This is a genomic window from Bacteroides sp. (assembly GCF_029057325.1).
Taxonomy (GTDB): Bacteria; Bacteroidota; Bacteroidia; order Bacteroidales; family Bacteroidaceae; genus Bacteroides.
The window spans coordinates 1-24,720 of the sequence record NZ_JAICZW010000048.1; the positions used below are offsets into that span (position 1 = coordinate 1).

The window sequence follows — 24,720 nt, forward strand, 5'->3', positions numbered from 1 at the left end:
CTTTTAACCCCATAGATGAAAGAGCCGTAGTAAATACAAAATCCCTCTTCCGTGGCTTGTCCCGTTGCGGTTATGGGGGAGAAAGTTTTGCGATTTATCCTTCCAAAACAGAAAAAACAAGCTGAATTCTCTACTTTTTTAGAAGGAAAGTTTTGTAAATAAAGAAAGTATGCGTACTTTTGCCGCTCGATTTAATCGTGAGATTTTTTAAACCATTAACATTTAATTTAATCAAAAGAAAATGATTGTAGTACCTGTAAAAGAAGGCGAAAACATTGAGAAAGCGCTGAAGAAGTTCAAGAGAAAATTTGAAAAGACCGGCACAGTAAAAGAGTTGAGACGCAGACAGCAATTTGATAAACCGTCTGTAACTAAGAGACTTAAGATGGAACGTGCCGTTTACGTTCAGAAACTTCAGCAAGTAGAAGATTAATAATTCGTAATTTCCTTTGAATTATTGAATTCTTTTTTATACATTCGTTGCATGAAATTAGATATGTAGCGATATGTTGTTGACAGACTCTTTTCTTGACTATCTTCTGTATGAACGGAATTATGCCCAAGGTACGGTGGCGTATTACAAGGCGGCTATTCTTGAATTGCAGAAATTTTGTGAAGAGCAGGTCGGGGATGTAACCCCGGAAGACGTGGATGCGGAGCTGGTCCGTGATTGGATTGCTTCTTTGATGGACAATGGCTGTATCGCTTCTACAGTCAACCGAAAGCTGAGTTCGATACGAACCTATTATAAATACCTTTTAAGAAAAGGGATGGTGGAGATAGATCCGTTGCAAAAAGTGACGGGGCCTAAAAACCAAAAGCCGCTTCCTGTGTTCTTAAAAGAAAAAGATATGGATCGACTGTTGGACGATGTAGGCTTTGAAGAGGGGTTTGAAGGGTGTCGCGACCACCTGATTCTTGAGATGTTTTATGCCACCGGCATGCGTCTTTCGGAATTGGTGGGGCTGAATGACGGCGATGTGGATTTTTCCGCCTCCCTCATTAAGGTGACGGGAAAACGGAATAAACAACGTTTGATACCTTTTGCCAAAGAATTGGAATCTTCGATGCGTGGCTACATCAACATGCGGAATGAAACATTTCCGGTGCGTTCGGAAGCTTTTTTCGTAAAGAAGGGCGGCAGACGGCTGGATGCGAATTTCGTAAGGTCGCTTGTGAAACGGAATCTATCGAAAGTAGTGACTGTAAAGAAAAGGAGTCCCCATGTGCTGAGGCACACTTTCGCAACCGCCATGCTGAACCATGGCGCCGACCTGAACTCGATAAAAGAGTTGCTCGGACACGAAAGTTTGGCGACAACGGAAGTTTATACGCATACTACTTTTGAAGAACTTAAAAAAGTGTATAACCAGGCTCATCCTCGAGCCTAAAGTAAAAGGAGGTAAGTATGGAAGTAAGAATTCAATCGATTCACTTTGACGCGTCAGAGCAATTGCAATCTTTTATTCAGAAGAAAGTTGCAAAGTTGGAGAAATTTTACGATGATATAAAGAAAGTAGAGGTGTCATTGAAAGTAGTTAAACCGGAAACAGCCGAAAACAAAGAAGCCGGAGTGAAAGTGTTGATTCCCAACGGCGAATTTTATGCGAATAAGGTCTGTGATACGTTTGAAGAAGCTGTGGATTTGTCCTTGGAGGCTTTGGAAAAACAGCTGGTTAAGTACAAGGAAAAGCAACGAAACAAATAATTTTCCGCTAAAATTTTGCGGGTAAAAAATAAATGCTTAAATTTGCAGCCGTTTCGATGATGTTGAGTCATGACGGCTGCATTTTTTGAGACTCGCCTCTTTAGCTCAGTTGGCCAGAGCACGTGATTTGTAATCTCGGGGTCGTTGGTTCGAATCCGACAAGAGGCTCAAGAAAAGAAAGAATTAAAACGGAAATGAAATAAGATTGTATGTCTTTTCGTTCTTTCATGGTTAGTTCTTTAATTTGCGAAACAATGGGCAAATACCAGAGTGGCCAAATGGGGCAGACTGTAAATCTGCTGGCTTACGCCTTCGGTGGTTCGAATCCATCTTTGCCCACGCTTATTTTTTCTCCTTGCTGTTATAGCTCAGCGGTAGAGCACTTCCTTGGTAAGGAAGAGGTCCCGGGTTCAAGTCCCGGTAACAGCTCACAAGATGTAAAGCTGATTATTAATCAAATAAATAACAAGTAAAGCTATGGCTAAAGAGAAATTCGAACGTACCAAACCGCACGTAAACATTGGTACAATTGGTCACGTTGACCACGGTAAAACCACGTTGACAGCTGCCATCACTACAGTATTGGCAAAGAAGGGTCTTTCTGAGTTGCGCTCTTTCGATTCTATCGACAACGCTCCTGAAGAAAAGGAAAGAGGTATCACAATCAATACTTCTCACGTAGAGTATGAAACAGCTAACCGTCACTATGCTCACGTTGACTGTCCGGGTCACGCCGACTACGTAAAGAACATGGTAACTGGTGCTGCTCAGATGGACGGTGCTATCATCGTAGTTGCTGCAACTGATGGTCCGATGCCTCAGACTCGCGAGCACATCCTGTTGGCTCGTCAGGTAAACGTACCGAGACTGGTTGTGTTTATGAACAAGTGCGATATGGTGGACGATGCCGAAATGTTGGAACTCGTTGAAATGGAAATGCGTGAATTGCTTTCTGCATACGAATTCGACGGTGACAACACTCCGTTTATCCAAGGTTCTGCTCTTGGCGCATTGAACGGCGTTGAAAAGTGGGAAGAAAAAGTTATGGAATTGATGGATGCAGTTGATAACTGGATTCCTCTGCCTCCGCGTGATGTTGATAAACCGTTCTTGATGCCGGTTGAAGACGTATTCTCTATCACTGGTCGTGGTACTGTAGCTACTGGTCGTATTGAGGCTGGTGTTATCCATGTAGGTGACGAAGTTGAAATCCTCGGTCTGGGTGAAGACAAGAAGTCTGTTGTAACTGGCGTTGAAATGTTCCGCAAATTGCTGGATGAAGGTGAAGCTGGTGATAACGTAGGTCTGTTGCTGCGTGGTATCGACAAGAACGAAATCAAGCGCGGTATGGTACTCTGCAAGCCGGGTCAGATTAAGCCTCACTCTAAATTCAAAGCTTCTATCTATGTTTTGAAGAAAGAAGAAGGTGGTCGTCACACTCCGTTCCATAACAAATATCGTCCTCAGTTCTATTTGCGTACTATGGATTGTACAGGTGAAATTTCTCTTCCGGAAGGAACTGAAATGGTAATGCCTGGTGATAACGTAGAAATCAATGTAGAATTGATTTACCCGGTAGCCTTGAATGTAGGTCTGCGCTTCGCTATTCGTGAAGGTGGTCGTACGGTAGGTTCTGGTCAGATTACAGAAATTCTTGACTAATCATCAGATAATTAATCAGTTCTCGGTATTGTACCGGGAACTGATTATGTTCACACGGGAGTAGCTCAGTTGGTAGAGCACCGGTCTCCAAAACCGGGTGTCGGGAGTTCGAGCCTCTCCTCCCGTGCTAATATTTTCGAAATGAAGAAGATTGTAGCTTATATTAAAGAAACTTACGACGAACTTGTACATAAAGTGTCGTGGCCTACTTATTCTGAACTTACTAACAGTGCAGTAGTTGTTTTATATGCTTCCCTGCTAATTGCATTGGTAGTATTCGCGATGGATTTTTGTTTCCAGAATCTAATGGAGAATGTAGTTTATCCAAATTAAAAATGAGGAAAAATGTCTGAGATTGAAAAAAAATGGTACGTTTTGCGTGCTATTAGCGGAAAAGAAGCTAAGGTAAAGGAATATCTTGAAGCTGACATTAAAAACAGTGACCTTGGTGAGTACGTGTCTCAGGTATTGATTCCTACCGAAAAGGTTTATCAGGTTCGCAATGGTAAGAAAATTGTGAAAGAGAGAAGTTATCTCCCTGGTTACGTTTTGGTGGAGGCTGCTTTAGTAGGTGAGGTCGCTCACCACTTGAGAAATACTCCTAATGTGATTGGTTTCTTAGGGGGATCGGATAAACCAGTTCCTTTGAGACAATCGGAAGTGAATCGTATACTTGGTACGGTGGATGAATTACAGGATGCTAGTGAAGAACTGAGTATCCCGTATGTAGTCGGTGAAACTGTGAAAGTAAATTATGGTCCATTCAGTGGATTCAGTGGTATCATTGAAGAAGTGAACACTGAGAAGAAAAAGCTTAAGGTCATGGTGAAAATATTCGGTCGGAAAACTCCGCTCGAATTGGGCTTTATGCAAGTTGAAAAAGAATAAAGCAGGTGTTACGCTGTGATATTCTTTATTAATGTTTATATATAAATCAATAAAAAAATGGCTAAAGAAGTTGCTGGACTAATCAAATTACAGATTAAAGGAGGCGCGGCAAATCCATCACCTCCCGTTGGACCTGCCTTGGGTTCGAAGGGTATTAATATTATGGAGTTTTGCAAGCAATTCAACGCCAGAACCCAGGACAAAGCAGGAAAGATTCTTCCTGTAATTATCACTTATTATGCAGATAAGTCTTTTGATTTTGTAATCAAGACTCCTCCTGTTGCTATTCAGTTGCTGGAAGTAACTAAGGTAAAGAGTGGTTCTGCTGAGCCAAACCGTAAGAAAGTTGCCGAGATTACTTGGGAACAGGTTCGTACAATTGCTCAGGATAAATTGGTTGATTTGAACTGTTTTACTGTAGATGCTGCCATGAAAATGGTTGCTGGTACGGCTAGAAGTATGGGTATCGCTGTAAAAGGGGAATTCCCGGTTAATAACTAATAAACTTCAATTAGAATGGGTAAACTGACAAAAAATCAAAAGTTGGCTGCAGAAAAAATTGAAGCAGGGAAAGCATACTCACTGAAAGAAGCTGCATCCTTGGTAAAGGAAATCACTTTCACCAAGTTTGATGCTTCACTGGATATTGACGTACGTTTGGGCGTTGACCCGCGTAAGGCAAACCAGATGGTGAGAGGTGTTGTATCACTTCCTCATGGTACGGGTAAAGTCGTACGCGTATTGGTGCTTTGTACGCCTGATGCTGAAGCTGCTGCTAAAGAAGCTGGAGCTGACTATGTTGGTCTTGATGAATATATCGAAAAGATCAAAGGTGGATGGACTGATGTTGATGTGATCATCACAATGCCGTCTATCATGGGTAAAATTGGTGCACTTGGTCGTGTGCTCGGTCCTCGTGGATTGATGCCTAACCCGAAGAGTGGTACTGTGACTATGGATGTTGCTAAAGCTGTTAAGGAAGTAAAACAAGGTAAGATTGACTTCAAGGTTGATAAAAACGGTATTGTTCATACTTCTATCGGTAAAGTATCATTTAGCCCTGAGCAAATTCGTGATAATGCGAAAGAGTTCATGTCTACTTTGATCAAGTTGAAACCGACTGCAGCCAAGGGTACATATATTAAGAGTATTTATCTTTCTAGCACAATGAGTGCAGGTATCAAGATTGACCCGAAATCAGTAGAAGAAATCTAATAAAACGGAGTAATAATGAGAAAGGAAGATAAAAGTACGATTATTGAGCAGATTGCTGCTACAGTAAAGGAATATAATCACTTCTATTTGATTGATATCACTGCAATGGACGCTGCTGCAACAAGCGCGTTGAGAAGAGAATGTTTCAAATCTGACATCAAGTTGATGTTGGTGAAGAATACATTGCTTCACAAAGCATTGGAAGGATTGGAAGAGGATTATTCTCCGCTTTATGGTTGCTTGAAAGGTACTACAGCTGTTATGTTCTGTAATACTGCCAACTTGCCTGCAAAGTTGATCAAAGCAAATGCTAAAGATGGTATTCCCGGACTGAAAGCTGCTTATGCAGAAGAAAGCTTCTATGTTGGTGCAGACCAATTGGATGCTCTCGTTAGTATCAAGAGTAAGAATGAAGTTATTGCCGATATCGTTGCTTTGTTGCAATCACCGGCCAAGAATGTTATCTCTGCTCTTCAATCAGGTGGAAACACCCTTCACGGAGTTCTCAAAACTCTTGGTGAACGTCCCGAATAAAATTTTCATAAACAAATTAGTAATTAAACAATTAAAATCATACAAAAATGGCAGATTTGAAAGCTTTTGCAGAACAATTAGTTAACTTGACAGTAAAAGAAGTTAATGAACTTGCAACTATCCTTAAAGAAGAATATGGTATTGAACCTGCTGCTGCAGCTGTTGCAGTTGCTGCTGGTCCTGCAGCTGGTGGTGCAGCAGCCGCTGAAGAAAAAACGTCTTTTGATGTAGTATTGAAGAGCGCTGGTGCAGCTAAACTTCAGGTTGTTAAGGCCGTTAAGGAAGCTTGTGGTCTTGGCTTGAAAGAAGCTAAGGATATGGTAGACGGTGCTCCTAGCGTAGTTAAAGAAGGTTTGGCTAAAGACGAAGCAGAATCATTGAAGAAAACATTGGAAGAAGCTGGAGCTGAAGTTGAACTTAAATAACATTAACCTGTAAATCAGGTAATTCGGTTAAGAACCCTCCTCATAAGGGTTCTTAACCTTTTTGTGTATATATTTAAAATTAAGTTCTACAAATCCATTAACAGATGTCTTCAAATACTGTAAATCAAAGAATTAATTTTGCTTCGACTAAGAATCCGCTGGATTATCCGGATTTTTTGGAAGTACAATTGAAGTCATTCAAAGACTTTCTACAACTGGACACCCCACCTGAGAAACGTAAGAACGAGGGATTGTATAAAGTATTTGCTGAAAACTTCCCCATTGCCGATACAAGAAATAATTTTGTTCTTGAGTTTTTGGACTATTATATTGATCCGCCGCGTTATACCATCGATGAGTGTATAGAGCGAGGGCTTACTTATAGTGTACCTCTGAAAGCAAAATTGAAATTATATTGTACCGACCCCGACCACGAAGATTTTGACACGGTCATTCAGGATGTGTTCCTTGGACCTATTCCTTATATGACCGACAAGGCGACATTCGTCATTAATGGTGCGGAACGTGTGGTCGTATCTCAGCTTCATCGTTCACCGGGTGTGTTCTTCGGACAAAGTGTACATGCTAACGGTAGCAAATTGTACTCAGCCCGTATTATCCCGTTCAAGGGCTCATGGATTGAGTTCGCTACCGACATTAACAATGTGATGTACGCTTACATTGACCGTAAGAAGAAATTGCCGGTTACTACTTTGTTGAGAGCCATCGGTTTCGAGAATGATAAGGATATTCTTGAAATCTTCAATTTGGCAGAAGACGTGAAGGTGAACAAGACGAACCTGAAGAAAGTAGTGGGACGTAAGTTGGCTGCACGTGTCCTGAAAGCATGGATTGAGGATTTTGTAGATGAAGATACCGGTGAAGTTGTTTCTATCGAGCGTAACGAAGTCGTTATCGACCGTGAAACTGTAATTGAGCCGGAACATGTTGACATCATTTTAGAGTCAGGTGTTCAGAACATCCTCGTGCACAAGGAGGAACCGAATCAATCTGACTATTCTATCATATATAATACGTTGCAGAAGGACCCGAGTAACTCGGAAAAAGAAGCGGTGCTTTACATCTATCGCCAGTTGCGTAATGCAGACCCGGCCGATGATGCCAGTGCGCGCGAGGTTATCAACAACCTGTTCTTCTCAGAAAAGAGATATGACTTGGGTGATGTAGGCCGTTATCGTATCAACAAGAAGCTGAACCTGACGACCGATATGGATGTGCGTGTCTTGACCAAGGAAGATATCATTGAAATCATCAAGTATCTGATTGAGCTGATTAACTCGAAAGCTGATGTGGATGATATCGACCACTTGAGCAACCGTCGTGTGCGTACGGTGGGTGAGCAGTTGTCCAATCAGTTTGCTATCGGTCTGGCACGTATGTCACGTACGATTCGCGAACGTATGAACGTCCGTGACAATGAGGTCTTCACTCCGATTGATTTGATTAACGCCAAGACCATTTCGTCTGTCATTAATTCATTCTTCGGAACGAATGCTTTGTCACAGTTTATGGACCAGACCAATCCGTTGGCTGAAATTACTCATAAGCGTCGTATGTCTGCCCTCGGTCCTGGTGGTTTGTCACGTGAGCGTGCAGGTTTCGAGGTTCGTGACGTACACTACACTCACTATGGTCGCCTTTGTCCGATTGAGACTCCTGAAGGTCCGAACATCGGTTTGATTTCTTCACTTTGTGTGTTTGCCAAGATTAATGAGCTTGGCTTTATCTCGACTCCTTATCGTAAGGTGGAGAACGGCAAGGTTGACCTTTCTGATGAAGGATTGCTTTATCTGACGGCTGAAGAGGAAGAAGCTAAAATTATTGCTCAAGGTAATGCGCCTTTGAACGATGACGGTACCTTCATCCGCGATAAGGTAAAATCGCGTCAGGATGCCGATTATCCGGTAGTTGCTCCGGATGAGGTTGAATTGATGGACGTGTCTCCGCAGCAGATTGCCTCTATTGCGGCTTCGTTGATTCCTTTCTTGGAACACGATGACGCTAACCGTGCGTTGATGGGTTCAAACATGATGCGCCAGGCGGTTCCTTTGTTGAAGAGCGAGGCTCCTATTGTGGGTACAGGCATTGAGCGTCAATTGGCGAGAGATTCTCGTACACAGATTACCGCTGAGGGCGACGGTGTGGTTGATTTTGTGGATGCAACGACTATCCGTATCTTGTATGACCGCACAGAGGACGAAGAGTTCGTCAGCTTCGAGCCTGCTCTGAAAGAGTACCGGATTCCTAAGTGGCGGCGTACCAACCAGAATATGACCATCGACCTTCGTCCTATTTGCGAGAAGGGACAGCGTGTAACCGCAGGGCAGATTCTGACGGAGGGTTATTCTACTGAAGACGGCGAACTTGCTTTGGGTAAGAACCTGCTGGTTGCCTATATGCCGTGGAAGGGTTATAACTACGAGGATGCCATTGTGCTGAACGAACGTGTGGTTCGTGAAGACCTTTTGACTTCTGTACACGTAGAAGAGTACTCTTTGGAAGTTCGTGAAACGAAGCGAGGTATGGAAGAACTGACCTCTGATATTCCTAACGTGAGTGAAGAGGCAACGAAAGATCTGGACGAGAACGGTATTGTCCGTGTGGGTGCCCGTATTGAGCCGGGTGACATTCTTATCGGTAAGATTACTCCGAAAGGTGAATCTGACCCCTCACCGGAAGAGAAATTGCTTCGTGCTATCTTCGGTGATAAGGCTGGCGATGTGAAGGATGCTTCTTTGAAGGCTTCTCCTTCTTTGAAAGGTGTTGTCATCGGCAAACGTTTGTTCTCCCGTGTTATCAAGACACGCAGTTCCAAGCTGGCAGACAAGGCATTGTTGCCTAAGATTGACGATGAATTTGAAGCGAAAGCCGGTGAACTGAAGAAGATTCTGGTTAATAAGTTGATGAAACTTACCGAAAACTATACGTCGGAAGGCGTGAAGGATTATATGGGTGCGGATATTATTTCCAAAGGTGCCAGATTCTCCGTTTCCGACTTTAGCGATTTGGATTTCACCGCTGTTCAGTTGAGCAATTGGACAAAAGATGAACATACCAATGGCCTGATTCGGGCGTTGGTGATGAATTTCATCAAGAAATATAAGGAACTCGATGCGGAATTGAAACGCAAGAAGTTTGCCATTACTATCGGTGACGAGCTGCCTGCCGGTATCATTCAGATGGCCAAGGTATATATCGCCAAGAAGCGTAAGATTGGTGTAGGTGATAAGATGGCCGGTCGTCACGGTAACAAGGGTATTGTTTCCCGTGTAGTTCGTCAGGAAGATATGCCGTTCTTGGCTGATGGTACACCGGTGGATATTGTACTGAATCCGTTGGGCGTGCCTTCACGTATGAACATCGGTCAGATTTTTGAGGCTGTTCTTGGACGTGCCGGTAAGAAGTTGGGCGTGAAGTTCGCTACTCCTATCTTTGACGGTGCATCGCTGGATGACTTGAATGAATGGACCGACAAGGCTGGTGTGCCCCGCTATGGCAAGACTACGCTGTATGATGGCGGTACGGGTGAGGCGTTTGAACAACAAGCTACGGTCGGTGTCACTTATATGTTGAAACTCGGCCACATGGTTGAAGACAAGATGCACGCACGTTCCATCGGTCCGTACTCACTTATTACGCAACAGCCGTTGGGTGGTAAGGCGCAGTTTGGTGGTCAGCGTTTCGGAGAAATGGAGGTTTGGGCACTCGAGGCGTTCGGTGCCGCACACATTCTGCAAGAGATTCTGACTATCAAGTCGGATGATGTTGTCGGACGTTCCAAGGCATACGAAGCAATCGTGAAGGGTGAACCGATGCCTACACCGGGTATTCCTGAGTCACTGAACGTATTGCTGCACGAGTTGCGAGGCTTGGGCTTGAGCATCAACCTTGAATAGATAATATGCTAATGTGGTTAATGTGCCAATGTGCGAATGTTGCACATTTGGCTCATTAACCTTAAATCCATTAATCTCATTAGCACATTCTCTCATTAGCATATTAGCATATTAGCACATTTTCATATTAGTAAATTACATAATTTATGGCTTTTAGAAAAGATAATAAGATAAAGAGTAATTTCTCGAAAATCTCTATCGGTTTGGCTTCTCCGGAGGAAATCTTAGAGAATTCGAGTGGTGAAGTTTTAAAGCCTGAAACCATCAACTATCGTACGTATAAGCCTGAGCGTGACGGTTTGTTCTGTGAGCGCATTTTCGGTCCTATCAAAGACTATGAGTGCCATTGCGGTAAGTACAAGCGTATCCGTTACAAAGGCATCGTCTGCGACCGTTGTGGTGTGGAAGTGACTGAAAAGAAGGTGCGTCGTGAGCGCATGGGACACATTCAGTTGGTTGTACCGGTGGCTCATATCTGGTATTTCCGTTCGCTTCCCAATAAGATTGGTTACTTGCTGGGGGTACCCACCAAGAAGCTGGATGCCATTATCTATTATGAGCGTTATGTGGTTATCCAACCGGGTGTTTTGTCCGATGAGGTAGCACAATACGATTTGCTGGAAGAAGGAGAATATCTGGACTTGTTGGAAAAATTGCCGAAAGACAATCAGTTCCTTGAAGACTCAGACCCCAATAAATTCATTGCCAAGATGGGTGCGGAGGCAATTTATGATTTGCTTTCTCATTTGGATCTTGACTCTTTGTCATACGAGTTGCGTCATCGTGCGGGAAGCGATGCTTCACAGCAGCGCAAGACGGAAGCCTTGAAACGTCTTCAGGTGGTTGAGTCTTTCCGTTCGTCACGCGGACGCAACAAACCGGAATGGATGATTGTACGCATCGTACCGGTTATTCCGCCCGAACTTCGTCCGTTGGTTCCGTTGGACGGTGGCCGTTTTGCCACTTCCGACTTGAACGACCTCTACCGTCGTGTCATCATACGTAACAACCGCTTGAAGCGATTGATTGAAATCAAGGCTCCTGATGTGATTCTGCGTAATGAGAAGCGTATGTTGCAGGAAGCGGTTGATTCTTTGTTTGATAACTCTCGTAAGTCAAGTGCTGTGAAGACGGATGCTAACCGTCCGTTGAAGTCACTCTCCGATAGTTTGAAAGGTAAGCAAGGACGTTTCCGTCAGAATCTGTTGGGTAAGCGTGTTGACTACTCTGCACGTTCTGTAATCGTTGTAGGGCCGGAGTTGAAGATGGGTGAGTGCGGTATTCCGAAATTGATGGCAGCCGAACTTTACAAACCGTTCATTATCCGTAAGCTGATTGAACGCGGCATTGTGAAGACCGTGAAGAGCGCCAAGAAGATTGTGGACCGAAAAGAACCCGTTATCTGGGATATTTTGGAACACGTGATGAAGGGTCATCCGGTATTGTTGAACCGTGCCCCGACGCTTCACCGTCTGGGTATTCAAGCTTTTCAACCTAAGATGATTGAAGGTAAGGCTATTCAGCTGCACCCGTTGGCTTGTACGGCGTTTAATGCCGACTTCGACGGTGACCAGATGGCCGTTCACTTGCCTTTGAGCAACGAAGCTATTTTGGAAGCACAAATGTTGATGCTTCAATCACATAACATCTTGAACCCTGCTAACGGTGCTCCTATTACGGTGCCTGCACAGGATATGGTGCTTGGTTTGTATTACATTACCAAACTGCGTAAGGGCGCTAAGGGAGAAGGTTTGACATTCTATGGTCCTGAAGAAGCACTTATCGCTTATAACGAAGGCAAGTGTGATATTCATGCTCCGATAAGCGTCATTGTGAAGGACGTTGATGAAAACGGAAACATTGTCAACAAAATGATGCACGATACGTCTGTAGGTCGTGTGATTGTGAATGAAATTGTTCCGGCAGAAGCGGGTTATATCAATACCATTATCTCTAAGAAGTCACTTCGCGACATCATCAGTCACGTAATCAAAGTGTGTGGTGTTGCCAAGGCTGCCAACTTCCTTGATGGTATCAAGAACCTTGGTTACTACATGGCCTTCAAGGGTGGTTTGTCATTCAACTTGGGCGATATCATCATTCCTGAAGAGAAGGAAGCGTTGGTACAGAAGGGATACGATGAAGTTGAGCAGGTCATCAATAACTATAACATGGGTTTCATCACCAACAACGAGCGTTACAACCAGGTTATCGATATCTGGACACACGTAAACTCCGAGTTGTCTAACATCTTGATGAAGACCATTTCGAGTGATGACCAAGGTTTCAACTCCGTATATATGATGTTGGATTCCGGTGCCCGTGGTTCTAAGGAGCAGATTCGTCAGCTTTCCGGTATGCGTGGTTTGATGGCGAAACCGCAGAAAGCAGGTGCCGAGGGCGGTCAGATTATTGAAAACCCGATTCTTTCTAACTTTAAGGAAGGTTTGTCCGTGTTGGAGTACTTTATCTCTACGCACGGTGCTCGTAAGGGTTTGGCCGATACTGCCTTGAAGACTGCCGATGCCGGATACTTGACCCGTCGTTTGGTGGACGTGTCACACGATGTGATTATCAACGAAGAGGATTGCGGTACGCTGCGCGGATTGATTTGCACGGCATTGAAGAACAATGATGAAGTCATTGCTACGCTGTACGAACGTATCCTGGGCCGTGTATCCGTACACGATATTGTTCATCCTACAACCGGTGAACTGATTGTTGCCGGTGGTGAAGAGATTACCGAAGACATCGCTCAGAAGATTGAAGATTCTCCGATTGAGAGTGTTGAAATCCGCTCAGTATTGACTTGTGAGTCCAGAAAAGGCGTTTGCGCCAAGTGTTATGGACGCAATCTGGCTTCCAGCCGTATGGTTAATAAGGGCGAGGCAGTAGGTGTTATTGCCGCGCAGTCTATCGGTGAGCCGGGTACACAGTTGACATTGCGTACGTTCCACGCCGGTGGTACGGCAGCCAATATCGCTGCCAACGCAAGTATCGTTGCCAAGAACGATGCCCGTCTGGAATTCGAGGAACTCCGCACGGTAGATGTTATCGATGAAGCCGGCGAACCGGCCAAGGTGGTTGTAGGCCGTTTGGCCGAAGTGCGCTTCGTGGATGTCAATACGGGTATTATACTCTCTACGCACAACGTTCCCTACGGTTCTACACTCTACGCAGCCGATGGTGAAATGGTGGAGAAGGGCAAGCTGATTGCCCGTTGGGATCCGTTCAACGCGGTTATCATTACCGAAGCTACCGGTAAGATTGAGTTTGAAGGTGTTATTGAGAATGTAACTTATAAGGTTGAGTCCGATGAATCTACCGGTTTGCGTGAAATCATCATCATCGAATCCAAGGATAAGACGAAAGTGCCGTCGGCACACATCTTGACCGAAGACGGTGAATTGATTCGTACTTACAACTTGCCGGTAGGCGGCCACGTGGTAGTGGAAGACGGACAGAAGGTGAAAGCCGGTGAGGTTATCGTGAAGATTCCGCGTGCCGTTGGTAAGGCGGGTGATATCACGGGTGGTCTTCCGCGTGTCACTGAGCTGTTCGAGGCACGTAATCCGTCCAACCCTGCTGTGGTATCGGAAATTGATGGTGAGGTTACGATGGGTAAGGTGAAACGTGGTAATCGCGAAATCATCGTTACTTCCAAGACCGGTGAGGTGAAGAAGTATCTCGTACCTCTGTCCAAGCAGATATTGGTTCAGGAGAACGACTATGTGCGTGCCGGTACTCCGTTGTCCGACGGTGCCATCACGCCTGCCGATATCCTCGCCATCAAAGGTCCCACAGCTGTACAAGAATATATCGTGAACGAGGTTCAAGACGTATATCGTCTGCAGGGTGTGAAGATTAACGACAAGCACTTTGAAATCATCGTTCGCCAGATGATGCGTAAGGTTCAAATCGATGAGCCGGGTGATACCCGCTTCCTGGAGCAGCAGGTGGTTGACAAGATAGAGTTCATGGAAGAGAACGATCGCATCTGGGGTAAGAAAGTGGTTGTGGATGCCGGTGACTCTCAGAACTTGCAGGCCGGTCAGATTGTGACTGCCCGTAAGCTCCGCGACGAGAACTCCATGTTGAAACGTCGTGACTTGAAGCCTGTTGAAGTGCGTGACGCAGTGCCTGCCACTTCTACGCAGATTCTTCAGGGTATCACACGTGCCGCATTGCAGACTTCCAGCTTTATGTCGGCGGCTTCCTTCCAGGAAACGACGAAGGTGCTCAACGAGGCTGCTATCAACGGCAAGGTGGATCGTCTGGAAGGTATGAAGGAGAACGTGATTTGCGGTCACCTGATTCCTGCCGGAACCGGACAGCGCGACTTCGAGAAAATCATCGTGGGCTCCAAAGAAGAGTATGACCGTATGCTTGCCAACAAGAAGACGGTGCTCGACTATGCTGTCGATGAGAAAGTAGAAGAATAACGATACGTCAATACAATCAGTTATTTTGTTTGAAGACAGAGGGGTGGTTCGGATTTTCCGAATCACCCTTTTTTGTCTTTCTTGTTTACGGCTTTTTCATTTACAGGGGTTGTCGTCGATACGCTTGTATCTGATTCCGTTGCGGCACTATCGGCTTTTCACTCCTAAGCCGGCTTTTCGGCTGATAACTCCTCTAACTTTTCTAAATGAAGCCATGTTTCTTGGTGAACCTTGCGGAAGGGAGGAATGAATATTGATCGAGCCATCTGTGAAAACAGGAAAGCTTACAATACTCCTTCGTCGTTGAAGCTATAGTATTTTCCGTCTGTAACGATGAGGTGGTCGGTCAGGCGTATGTTCATGGTTTGGGCGGCTTTCTTGACATGTTCTGTCAGGTGGCGGTCATCGTTGCTGGGGCGCGGGTTGCCGGAAGGGTGATTGTGGATGAGGACGATTTGCACGGCACGTTGCAGCAACGCCTCGCGTAGGATGGTGCGCACGTCGGCGGTGGTTTGGTCGATGCCGCCGCGGCTGATGCGTACCTTGTCTATCACTTTAGCGGCTTGGTTCAGCAGCAATACCCAGAACTCTTCGGTGGGGAGGTCGCAGAGTAGAGGGTGGAACAGTTCGTAGATGTCTATGGAGGAACGGATGGTGCGGCGTTCGGGGCGCTCTTGCCGTTTGCGCCGTTTACCCAGCTCCAGTGCCGCCATGATGGTGATGCTTTTGGCAGGTCCCAATCCTTTGAAGCGTGCGAAATCGTGCACCTCCCATTTGCCGAGTTGGTTCAGGTCGTTGCCGCAGGCGGCGAGCACCCGTTGCATCAGTGCCACGGCAGTCTCTTCCCTGTTGCCCGAACCGATGAGGATGGCAAGCAATTCGGCATCGCTTAAGGCTTCCGCCCCTTTTTGCATCATTTTTTCCCGTGGGCGGTCTTCTTCTGCCCATTGGTTGATATTCAGTTTTTCCATGTTTTTCTTTGGTATTTTTTTAAGGTGTTATCGGGAGCAAGAGGGAGTAAGAAGTCAATAGTGCTACTGACACAAATCAAAATATCGGTTGATAACTCCCTTTAATTCTTGTTGTCTTTTTCTATTTATAGAAATTCTTCTTGAATGCCTCAAACTCTTCCTTGCCGCATACGCAACGGTTCCACCATGCACGTAGGAATCCCGTTCCGTATCCGATGAGTTGTATGAAGGAGGCGGCGATGGAGTAGAAGCCGATGCGCAAACTATGATTCCGGACGGTGGAGTCTGCGCAGACCAGAAGGGCGTAGAGAGCGATGGGGGCCGGGCTGTACAGGCAGAAAGGTGTTGCGAGAAGCAACAACGCCGTTCCCAGTGTGAATGCGGCGGGCAGTAGGTGGACCAACTTCAACGATTCGGGATATTTCTTGTACAGGTTGATGCGGGCGATGCCGGAGTTGTGCACTTGCTTGAAGAACTTCTTCAGGTCTGTGCGGCGTTTGTGATAGACCCATGCATCGGGGAACAGCCTGCACCGGTAGCCTTCTTTGAAGATGCGGATGCTGAAGTCGATGTCCTCGCCGAAGCGCATCCGAGAGAAGCCGCCCAAAGCTTGATACACGTTGTGCCGCACTCCCATGTTGAAACTGCGCGGATAGAATTTGTCCATCTTCTTTTTCCCACCACGGATGCCGCCCGTTGTGAAGAAAGAAGTCATCGAGTAGTTGATGGCTTTCTGTATGTTGGTGAAGGAGCTGTGGGCGCGGTCGGGACCACCGAAGGCATCGGCCGGTTCTCGTTGAAGCTCCGCCTCTACGGAGGCGAAGTAGCCTTCGGGCAGGATGCAGTCGGAATCCAGGATAATCAGGTATTCTCCTTTGCTTCGTTCCGCTCCGTAGTTGCGGGTTTGGCCGGGACCGGAGTTCGGTTTGTGGTAATAATGTATGTCCAACAGTTCCTGATATTGTTCCACTACTTCTTTGCAGGGGATGGAGGAGCCGTCTTCTACGACCACCACTTCGAAGTCTTTGAAATTTTGTTGGGTCAGGCTTTGCAGCAGTTCGTCCACTTCGTCGGGGCGGTTATATACGGGGATAATGACGGAATATCTCATAAGATGGGTGTTTTTCTGCAAAACTAACGGAATTTGGCCGCAAAACAAAGTGATGCAACGAAAAGTTTCAATAAGGGCTTTCGTGCCGGGGGTAGAAAAAGAAGAGTTCATCCGGCCTTTGAAGTGTGAAACGCACCTCTATATGTCCCGGTTTGACAGGCACTTGTGTCTGTCGTCTCAAACACTTGTGTCTGTCATGTTGAACACTTGTGTTTGTCATGTTGAACACAAGTGTCTGTCAAAGTGTGTGTTAGTTATTGATAATCAGTGTGTTCTGTGATTCCTTCGATGGGGCGATTCATTCGCTTTGCCAACGGATGCTGTGCGGCATCACTCCGGAGGCCGGACGAGACAAAAAAAGGTGTGTCGAAATTTCGACACACCTTCAGTGGATATGTGATAAAATGCTTTATCAGATTTTTGGAAGGGCATTATGCCTTTACACGACCTACGTAGGAACCGTCGCGTGTATCGATTTCGATGGTTTCGCCTTCGTTGATGAAGAGGGGAACACGAACTTCGGCACCCGATTCTACGGTAGCCGGCTTCAGCGTGTTGGTGGCAGTATCGCCTTTCAGACCCGGTTCGGTGTAGGTAACCTTCATCTGAACCTTGATAGGCATATCAGCATACAACACGGTCTCTGTAGAAGCATCGGAAACCACATCAACAACCATTCCTTCGAGCAGGAACTCCACACCGTTAATCAAGTCGTGGGCGATGGGAATTTGGTCGAAAGTCTCTTGGTTCATGAACAAGTAGTCATCTCCTTCTTTGTAGAGATATTGGTGAGGACGGCGTTCTACGCGTACGTCTTCCAGTTTCTCACCGATGTTGAAGCGGCGTTCCAATACGTATCCGTTCACTACGTCTTTCAGCTTGGTGCGCATGAAAGTGTTTCCTTTTCCCGGCTTTACATGCAGGAAGTCGATACAGAAATACAACTTGCCATCCATACGGATGCAAGTTCCGATTTTAATGTCTTGGGCATTAATCATAACTTGTAGTCTTTATATTTATGTTAGTATTTATTGCTTTTAAACTTCGATTTGCGGGTGCAAAAGTAATGGAAATCGGTAAAAAACACAAAAACTTTTGAGGGAAAAAGAGTTATCTCTTGTTTTATTTGAAAAAAGTCTCTATTTTTGCAGCCCGAATTCGTGAGAATAATAACATAAACAAGATACAGCAATGAAAAGAACATTTCAACCCTCTAACAGAAAGAGAAAGAACAAGCACGGTTTCCGTGAGAGAATGGCTACAGCAAACGGCCGCAGAGTATTGGCAGCACGCCGCGCCAAAGGCAGAAAGAAACTGACAGTTTCTGACGAGTACAACGGAGTGAAAGCATAAGCCATTTCCTTGTATAAAGAAATAGAAAGCCGCAAATAGTGATATTTGTGGCTTTTTTTATGGGCAGTCTAGCGCTTTTCGCAGACGTCACGAAAGGCGGGTGGGGGATTTATAGGATTCATTTCAGATGATAGTTTTTCCTTGCTATTCTTCTCTTCTCATTTTATTATTGTATATTTGCCTCCAAATAAATAAGAAGAGACTATGGCTGTAAAAGATTTTTTCTCTTTCCGTCAGAACAGATACTTTTGGATCAACCTCCTGATGATGGTGGTAGCGGTGTGCGGAATGCTGTTCGGTGCACTGAAGTGGTTGGACGCATATACCCGTCATGGGGAAGCTGTGGTAGTGCCCGATGTGAAAGGAATGTTTGTAGGAGAAGCCGAGAAAGTGTTCCGTAACCACGGACTGGTGAGCATCGTGTCGGATTCCAATTATGTCAAGACCTTGCCTGCCGGCTGCATCCTTGAATGCAATCCGTCTGTAGGTCAGAAAGTGAAGGAAGGACGTGTCATTTATCTTACAATCAATACCGTTGATGCTCCCCAGTGCGTAGTGCCTGATGTGGCGGACAATAGTTCGTTGCGGCAAGCGGAAGCGCGCATGCTGGCTGCTGGCTTTAAGTTGGCGGAGATAGAATACATCTCCGGTGAGAAAGACTGGGTATATGGCGTGAAGTACAAAGGACGGAAGTTGGTTACCGGTGCCCAGGTTCCCATCGGGGCGGTGTTGACCTTGATGGTGGGCGATGGCGGCGGCCTTTTGGAAGGAACGGATTCTTTAGGAGACTCCATTACGATTGTCACTGGGAATAATGCCCGGAGTGAGGATACTTCTGCCGATGAATCTTGGTTCTAATCGATAAACTTCAACCCTAGATAGAGCGATGATGGAAGAATTGCCGGACGGCATAGATATAGAGAATGATGAACTGGACGATATAGAACCGGTGGGCGAGGAGGCGCAGCTTTACGAACACTTCCGTGTGGTGGTGGACAAGGGGCAGGAGATGATGCGTGTGGACAAGTATCTCTTCGACCGCTTGACGAACTCCTCACGTAACCGCATCCAGAAAGCTGCCGATGCGGGTTTTGTGATGGCAAACGGAAAGCCCGTGAAGAGCAGTTACAAGGTGAAGCCGCTGGACGTCATTACCGTGATGATGGACCGCCCGCGCTATGAGAACGAAATTATTCCCGAAGACATTCCCCTCAATATCGTGTATGAGGACAAGTTTGTGATGGTGGTAAACAAGCCTGCCGGATTGGTGGTGCATCCCGGGCATGGCAACTATCACGGTACATTGGTCAATGCCATAGCCTGGCACATGAAGGACAATCCACACTATGATGCCAACGACCCGCACGTGGGGTTGGTGCACCGCATTGACAAAGATACTTCCGGCCTGCTGGTGATAGCCAAAACCCCTGATGCCAAGACTCATCTGGGCAATCAGTTTTTCAACAAGACGACCAAACGGCGTTATCGTGCGCTGGTCTGGGGAAATGTGGAGCAGGATGAAGGTACGGTAGTCGGCAACATCGGCAGGAATCCCAAAGACCGGATGCAGATGGCGGTACTTCCCGACGATCAGGGAAAGCACGCCGTGACCCATTATCGGGTGCTGGAACGTTTCGGCTACGTCACGTTGGTGGAATGTATTCTTGAAACAGGACGCACCCATCAGATTCGTGTGCACATGAAGCACATCGGACACGTCTTGTTCAACGACGAGCGCTATGGCGGACACGAAATCTTGAAAGGAACCCACTTTGCTAAATACAAACAATTTGTAAACAATTGCTTCGACACTTGTCCGCGGCAGGCGTTACATGCTATGACGCTTGGGTTTGTGCATCCCGTCACGGGAGAAGAAATGCACTTCACCTCTGAGTTGCCCGATGACATGAATCGGCTGATAGAGAAGTGGAGAAGCTATATCAGTAACAGAGATTTAGAATGAAACGTACGATTGCTATCGTTTGCGGAGGAGACACCTCCGAATTTGAAGTTTCCTTGCGCAGTGCACAAGGAATTTACTCCTTCATCGACAAGGAGAAATATACATTATATATAGTAGGTATGCGCGGGCTGGACTGGCACGTCCGGTTGCCCGATGGAACAAATGTTCCGGTGGATCGCAACGACTTCAGTTTCATGCTGAACGGTGCGAAGGTCATCTTCGACTTTGCCTATATCACCATTCACGGCACACCAGGCGAAGACGGCCTTTTGCAAGGCTACTTCGACATGTTGCATATCCCTTACTCTTGCTGCGGAGTGCTGGCGGCATCGCTCACTTACGACAAGTTTGCCTGTAGTCAGTTCCTGAAAGGTTTCGGCGTGCGCATAGCCGACTCGTTGTTGCTGCGCAGCGGGCAGTCCATCTCCGACGATGATGTAATAGAGAAGATAGGCCTGCCCTGCTTCATCAAACCCAGCTTGGGAGGATCCAGCTTCGGAGTCACCAAGGTGAAGACTCGCGAGCAGATACAGCCGGCCATTGCCAAAGCCTTTGCCGAGGCGCGGGAAGTGTTGGTCGAGGCCTTCATGGACGGCACCGAGATAACCTGCGGCTGCTACAAGACTCGGGAGAAGTCCGTTATTTTCCCCATCACCGAAGTGGTGACCCACAACGAATACTTCGACTACAAGGCGAAGTACGAAGGCGAGTCGGACGAGATAACTCCTGCCCGCATTTCCGATGATCTGACCCGTCGCGTGCAGACGCTGACTTCCGCCATTTATGACATCCTCGGAGCCGTCGGCATCATCCGCGTGGATTACATCATCACCGAAGGCGAGAAAATCAATCTGCTGGAAGTGAACACCACTCCCGGAATGACCGCCACCAGCTTCATTCCCCAGCAGGTGCGTGCCGCCGGACTGGACATAAAGGATGTGATGACGGATATTATAGAGAATGGAATTAGTAATCAATAGGAGTATTCTTTGAGGAGTTAAAAGGAGTTATCGCCCGATTGGGCGGGCTTAGGGGCTAAAAGCCGGTTCTGTTTGTGGATATGACAAAGCATCGGCCTTTAACTCCAGACAACTTCCTCTAACTCCCGGCAGCTCCTTTAAAATTAAATACAATCATTATGATGTACACGGAGTTTGATGAAATCCGTCCTTATCATGACGAAGAGCTTCCTCAGGTCTTTGAGGAGCTGATTGCCGACCCGGCGTTCAGGCAGGTGGTTGGTGTCGTGATGCCCGATGTGCCTTTTGAGGTGCTGGCGCAGAAAATGCGTGCGTGTAAAACCAAGATGGAGTTCCAGAAGGCTTTCTGCTACGGACTTCTGAAGAAGCTGGCAAAGGAGGTTACGGATGGATTGACGTTGGATTATGTCACCGTGCCGGATGACAGGGAAATGGCTTGCACGTATATATCCAATCATCGCGACATTATCCTTGATTCCGGTTTCCTCTCCATATTGTTGGTGGAAAGGGGACTGGATACAGTGGAGATTGCCATCGGCGACAATCTGCTAATCTATCCGTGGATTAAGAAATTTGTCCGTGTCAACAAGTCCTTTATCGTGCAGCGTGCGTTGACCATGCGCCAGATGTTGGCGGCATCTGCCTGCATGTCCCGTTATATGCACTACACCATTGCCGAGAAGAAGCAATCCATCTGGATAGCCCAGCGCGAAGGACGTGCCAAGGACTCCAACGACCGTACGCAGGACAGCGTGTTGAAGATGCTTGCCATGGGGGGAGAAGGCGACGTTATCGATCGGCTGATGGAGATGAACATTGCTCCATTGGCTATTTCGTATGAGTTCGACCCTTGCGATTTCCTGAAGGCGCAGGAGTTTCAACTGAAACGCGACATTGCCGATTATAAGAAGACAACGGCGGACGATTTGTTGAATATGCAGACCGGATTGTTCGGCTACAAAGGCAGGGTGCATTTCCAAATAGCGCCTTGCATCAACGATGAGCTGTCGAAGATAGACCACTCGTTGCCGAAGCCCGAGCTGTTTGCCCGCATTTCTATGCTGATAGACCAACGCATTCATGCCAATTACCGGATGTATCCAAACAATTACGTGGCGCACGATTTGCTCGAAGGAAGCGATAATTTCACCTCTCATTATACAGCAGAAGACAAGCAGCGTTTTGTTTCTTATATAGAAAAGCAGCTGCAACGCATCACGATACCTGATAAGGATACGGATTTTTTACGTGAGAAGATGTTACAGATGTATGCCAATCCGTTGAAAAACCAATTGGCGGTCTTGAAAAGATAGAGATATGAACAGGCGTTGTTATGGGTGGATTTTGCCATTGCTGCTCTGTCTGATGTCGGCGTGCGATGACGATAAGTATCATTACCCTTCGGTAAAACTGGAGTTCATGACTGCTTTTGCAGGAGCGGATGGCAGTTTGCGCAGTGTGCTGACGGACGAAGGAGAAAACCTTTCGGTGGTGGAAGACCGGACGAATACGCGCATTGACGCGAATGCTTCAGCCCGTATCATTAGCAATTATGCATTGGAGAGGGCTGCCGACGGTAGTCCCGGCGCAAGGCTGTATGCGTTGAGCCAGGTGATTTCCGGCCTTCCCCGGACAGCCGACAAATTTGAGGAAGGTGTCAAGACCGACCCGCTTGATGTGTTGAGCATCTGGATGGGGCTCGACTATCTGAATATGACGCTGGAAGTAAAAGAAGGAGGGAAACACACGTTGGATTTTGTAGAAGATGAAGTGACGGCAGATGCCGCGACCGGATGTTGCGATGTCTATCTGACGCTTTATCATGAAGTAGAGGAAAAGGTCGCATCTTATACGAGGCGTGTTTATGCCTCCTTGCCCTTGCGCCAATATGCAGCGGAGGGTGTGAGGAATGTGACGGTCCATTTAAGCGTGCATACCTATTCCGAAAACGTCAAGACCTATAACTTTGATTATATACCTGAATAAACATAAAAGATTCGATGAAAACTTTATTGGCGGGCTTTGGCCTTGTTTGTAGCACTTTCTTTTCCTGTTTGCAACAGAAAAGTTCTGAATTTAAGTCTGTTCCTGTAGATGAGTTTGCAACAATTATTGTTGCCCCGGATGTGCAGCTGCTGGATGTGCGTACTGTCGCCGAGTATTCAGAAGGACATATTCCCGGCAGTATCAATATCAATGTTCTGGATGAAGCTTTTGAAATTGTTGCCGATTCTATGCTGCAAAAAGAGAATCCTGTAGCCCTTTATTGTCGTAGCGGCAAGCGTAGTAAGAAAGCCGCCTCTATGCTGAGTAAGAAGGGCTATGTGGTCTATGAATTGGAAAAAGGTTTTCAGAGTTGGGCAGAAGTTGGAAAAGAAGTTGAAAAGTAGGCAATGGCTTTAGGAGGCATGGTTTACCTGAACTCAAGTTGTAAATGTGACCTTTTTTTTGTACATTTGTACCATAACTAAAATCTGATTTATGATGAAACGCAAATTTTTACTTTTTGTTTGGCTCCTGACTATTGTGTCGGGTGTCTTAGCTCAAAAGAAAGTCTCTGTTCTTGGTGATTCCTATTCTACTTTCTATGGTCATGTCACACCAGAATCCAATATCTGTTGGTACGGTCTCCCCGATGAGAAGAAAGAAAATGACGTGACGAAAGTGGAAGAAACTTGGTGGCATCTTCTGATAGAGGAACACGGCCTGCAATTGGAACGCAACAACTCATTTTCCGGTGCTACGATTTGTAATACGGGTTATAAGCAAGCCGATTTTTCGGATCGTTCTTTTGTCACCCGGATGGAAAACTTGGGCAATCCTGATATTATTCTTATTTTTGGAGGTACAAATGATAGTTGGGCAGGTGTCCCCATTGGTGAATTCCAGTACGAAAGTTGGACCAAAGAAAGTCTTTATTCTTTCCGCCCGGCATTTGCCCGTATGCTGGACTATATGATGAAGCGTTACCCCCGCGCCAAAATTTTCAATATCACCAATACCGAACTATCGGAAGAGATTACAACGTCTATGAATGAAATCTGTGCTCACTACGGCATTTGCAACATTCTTCTGCATGACATAGACAAACAATGGGGACATCCTTCTGTAGAAGGCATGAAAAGCATTTGCCTACAGGTGTGGAAAGCGGGCTTGAATGCCCTTTTCTAATCCTTTGGCGGAATCATGCACTTTTTGTCTTTGCTTGAAGGTTTTCCAATCATTGTTTTTCTTATACAAGCTTCTGCTTTATCCTTTTGAATATGTAATTGATTGATAATCATGTGTGAATAAGATGATTGATAGACCTGAGTATTTGTTAAATCGGGGTATATGTGTATGTAATCAGTATGCAGATGGTAGGTTTCGTTATTATGTTCTTTATCGGATTAATATATATAATAATGTGTCCCCCTTTTCCCCTTCCTCCTTTCTTCCTCAAAAACCTGTTATAAAACATACTTATAAATCAGCCATTTAAGAAAAAGTTCATGAAAACCCTCAAAAAAGTTCTCTATATATTTGGCCCATATCCTAAAACCCGCTACTTT

At 46.0% G+C, this 24,720-nt stretch carries 23 protein-coding genes and 4 tRNA genes; 24 read left to right on the forward strand and 3 right to left on the reverse strand.

Translation table 11 applies throughout. From position 1 onward, the window contains the following. The first annotated feature begins 241 nt into the window (after positions 1 to 241). From rpsU to rpoC, 16 genes are all read left to right on the forward strand, one after another. Complete coding sequence (gene rpsU, locus K2G43_RS03235; RefSeq protein ID WP_300152962.1) at positions 242 to 433, forward strand: 30S ribosomal protein S21; 192 nt, start codon at positions 242 to 244, stop codon at positions 431 to 433. Positions 434 to 506: 73 nt separating this feature from the next. After that, positions 507 to 1,391, forward strand: coding sequence for a tyrosine recombinase XerC (locus K2G43_RS03240; RefSeq protein ID WP_300152963.1), 885 nt, complete (start codon positions 507 to 509; stop codon positions 1,389 to 1,391). Between the two features lie 17 nt (positions 1,392 to 1,408). Then, a complete protein-coding gene (gene raiA, locus K2G43_RS03245; RefSeq protein WP_300152964.1) occupies positions 1,409 to 1,708 on the forward strand; it encodes a ribosome-associated translation inhibitor RaiA in 300 nt (99 codons plus the stop codon). Positions 1,709 to 1,802: 94 nt separating this feature from the next. Further along, positions 1,803 to 1,876: transfer RNA gene (locus K2G43_RS03250), tRNA-Thr, on the forward strand. 88 nt (positions 1,877 to 1,964) lie between these two features. Next, positions 1,965 to 2,047, forward strand: a tRNA-Tyr gene (locus tag K2G43_RS03255). 18 nt (positions 2,048 to 2,065) lie between these two features. Continuing rightward, positions 2,066 to 2,137 (forward strand) — tRNA-Thr (locus K2G43_RS03260). Positions 2,138 to 2,185: 48 nt separating this feature from the next. Then, positions 2,186 to 3,370, forward strand: coding sequence for an elongation factor Tu (tuf, locus tag K2G43_RS03265; RefSeq protein ID WP_297644205.1), 1,185 nt, complete (start codon positions 2,186 to 2,188; stop codon positions 3,368 to 3,370). A gap of 54 nt (positions 3,371 to 3,424) precedes the next feature. Continuing rightward, positions 3,425 to 3,497, forward strand: a tRNA-Trp gene (locus K2G43_RS03270). A 14-nt stretch (positions 3,498 to 3,511) separates the two neighbouring features. Continuing rightward, on the forward strand, positions 3,512 to 3,703 hold the full coding sequence (gene secE, locus K2G43_RS13500; RefSeq protein WP_363174848.1) for a preprotein translocase subunit SecE: 192 nt from the start codon (positions 3,512 to 3,514) through the stop codon (positions 3,701 to 3,703). 12 nt (positions 3,704 to 3,715) lie between these two features. After that, a complete protein-coding gene (gene nusG, locus K2G43_RS03275) occupies positions 3,716 to 4,258 on the forward strand; it encodes a transcription termination/antitermination protein NusG (protein WP_294633907.1) in 543 nt (180 codons plus the stop codon). A gap of 57 nt (positions 4,259 to 4,315) precedes the next feature. Further along, on the forward strand, positions 4,316 to 4,759 hold the full coding sequence (gene rplK / locus K2G43_RS03280; RefSeq protein WP_294633906.1) for a 50S ribosomal protein L11: 444 nt from the start codon (positions 4,316 to 4,318) through the stop codon (positions 4,757 to 4,759). Between the two features lie 15 nt (positions 4,760 to 4,774). Further along, entirely contained in the window at positions 4,775 to 5,473 is a 699-nt protein-coding gene (gene rplA / locus K2G43_RS03285) for a 50S ribosomal protein L1 (RefSeq protein WP_294633905.1), read from the forward strand. A gap of 15 nt (positions 5,474 to 5,488) precedes the next feature. Next, positions 5,489 to 6,007, forward strand: coding sequence for a 50S ribosomal protein L10 (rplJ, locus tag K2G43_RS03290; RefSeq protein WP_294633904.1), 519 nt, complete (start codon positions 5,489 to 5,491; stop codon positions 6,005 to 6,007). A gap of 47 nt (positions 6,008 to 6,054) precedes the next feature. Then, positions 6,055 to 6,432: a 50S ribosomal protein L7/L12 gene (gene rplL, locus K2G43_RS03295; RefSeq protein ID WP_007662129.1), complete on the forward strand. Its 378-nt coding sequence runs from the start codon at positions 6,055 to 6,057 to the stop codon at positions 6,430 to 6,432. Between the two features lie 104 nt (positions 6,433 to 6,536). Next, positions 6,537 to 10,349: a DNA-directed RNA polymerase subunit beta gene (gene rpoB / locus K2G43_RS03300; RefSeq protein ID WP_297644201.1), complete on the forward strand. Its 3,813-nt coding sequence runs from the start codon at positions 6,537 to 6,539 to the stop codon at positions 10,347 to 10,349. Between the two features lie 146 nt (positions 10,350 to 10,495). Beyond that, positions 10,496 to 14,791 (forward strand): DNA-directed RNA polymerase subunit beta', encoded by a 4,296-nt coding sequence (rpoC, locus tag K2G43_RS03305; RefSeq protein WP_297644345.1) that lies wholly within the window; start codon positions 10,496 to 10,498, stop codon positions 14,789 to 14,791. A 284-nt stretch (positions 14,792 to 15,075) separates the two neighbouring features. On the opposite strand, the gene radC is transcribed toward rpoC, so the two are convergent. The 3 genes from radC to efp form a co-directional block, all read right to left on the reverse strand. Then, positions 15,076 to 15,762 carry a DNA repair protein RadC gene (gene radC / locus K2G43_RS03310; protein WP_300152965.1) on the reverse strand — a complete coding sequence of 229 codons (687 nt, stop codon included), beginning with the start codon at positions 15,760 to 15,762 and terminating at the stop codon, positions 15,076 to 15,078. A 121-nt stretch (positions 15,763 to 15,883) separates the two neighbouring features. Then, positions 15,884 to 16,873 (reverse strand): glycosyltransferase, encoded by a 990-nt coding sequence (locus K2G43_RS03315; protein WP_300152966.1) that lies wholly within the window; start codon positions 16,871 to 16,873, stop codon positions 15,884 to 15,886. 431 nt (positions 16,874 to 17,304) lie between these two features. Continuing rightward, positions 17,305 to 17,871: an elongation factor P gene (efp, locus tag K2G43_RS03320; RefSeq protein WP_297644351.1), complete on the reverse strand. Its 567-nt coding sequence runs from the start codon at positions 17,869 to 17,871 to the stop codon at positions 17,305 to 17,307. Between the two features lie 193 nt (positions 17,872 to 18,064). Here efp and rpmH point away from each other — a divergent pair, with 193 nt between their 5' ends. From rpmH to K2G43_RS03360, 8 genes are all read left to right on the forward strand, one after another. After that, positions 18,065 to 18,226, forward strand: a complete 162-nt coding sequence (rpmH, locus tag K2G43_RS03325) for a 50S ribosomal protein L34 (protein ID WP_004292199.1) — start codon at positions 18,065 to 18,067, stop codon at positions 18,224 to 18,226. Between the two features lie 204 nt (positions 18,227 to 18,430). Continuing rightward, positions 18,431 to 19,084, forward strand: a complete 654-nt coding sequence (locus K2G43_RS03330) for a PASTA domain-containing protein (protein ID WP_297644652.1) — start codon at positions 18,431 to 18,433, stop codon at positions 19,082 to 19,084. A 28-nt stretch (positions 19,085 to 19,112) separates the two neighbouring features. Next, positions 19,113 to 20,189, forward strand: a complete 1,077-nt coding sequence (locus K2G43_RS03335) for an RluA family pseudouridine synthase (RefSeq protein WP_297644650.1) — start codon at positions 19,113 to 19,115, stop codon at positions 20,187 to 20,189. Continuing rightward, positions 20,186 to 21,169: a D-alanine--D-alanine ligase gene (locus tag K2G43_RS03340; protein WP_297644648.1), complete on the forward strand. Its 984-nt coding sequence runs from the start codon at positions 20,186 to 20,188 to the stop codon at positions 21,167 to 21,169. Before K2G43_RS03335 ends, K2G43_RS03340 begins: the two co-directional genes overlap by 4 nt. Positions 21,170 to 21,327: 158 nt before the next feature. Continuing rightward, positions 21,328 to 22,482 (forward strand): acyltransferase, encoded by a 1,155-nt coding sequence (locus K2G43_RS03345; RefSeq protein ID WP_300152967.1) that lies wholly within the window; start codon positions 21,328 to 21,330, stop codon positions 22,480 to 22,482. Positions 22,483 to 22,486: 4 nt separating this feature from the next. Next, entirely contained in the window at positions 22,487 to 23,155 is a 669-nt protein-coding gene (locus K2G43_RS03350; protein WP_300152968.1) for a NigD-like C-terminal domain-containing protein, read from the forward strand. 14 nt (positions 23,156 to 23,169) lie between these two features. Continuing rightward, positions 23,170 to 23,559: a rhodanese-like domain-containing protein gene (locus K2G43_RS03355; RefSeq protein WP_297644641.1), complete on the forward strand. Its 390-nt coding sequence runs from the start codon at positions 23,170 to 23,172 to the stop codon at positions 23,557 to 23,559. 91 nt (positions 23,560 to 23,650) lie between these two features. Continuing rightward, positions 23,651 to 24,340: an SGNH/GDSL hydrolase family protein gene (locus K2G43_RS03360; RefSeq protein WP_297644639.1), complete on the forward strand. Its 690-nt coding sequence runs from the start codon at positions 23,651 to 23,653 to the stop codon at positions 24,338 to 24,340. Positions 24,341 to 24,720: the final 380 nt, after the last annotated feature.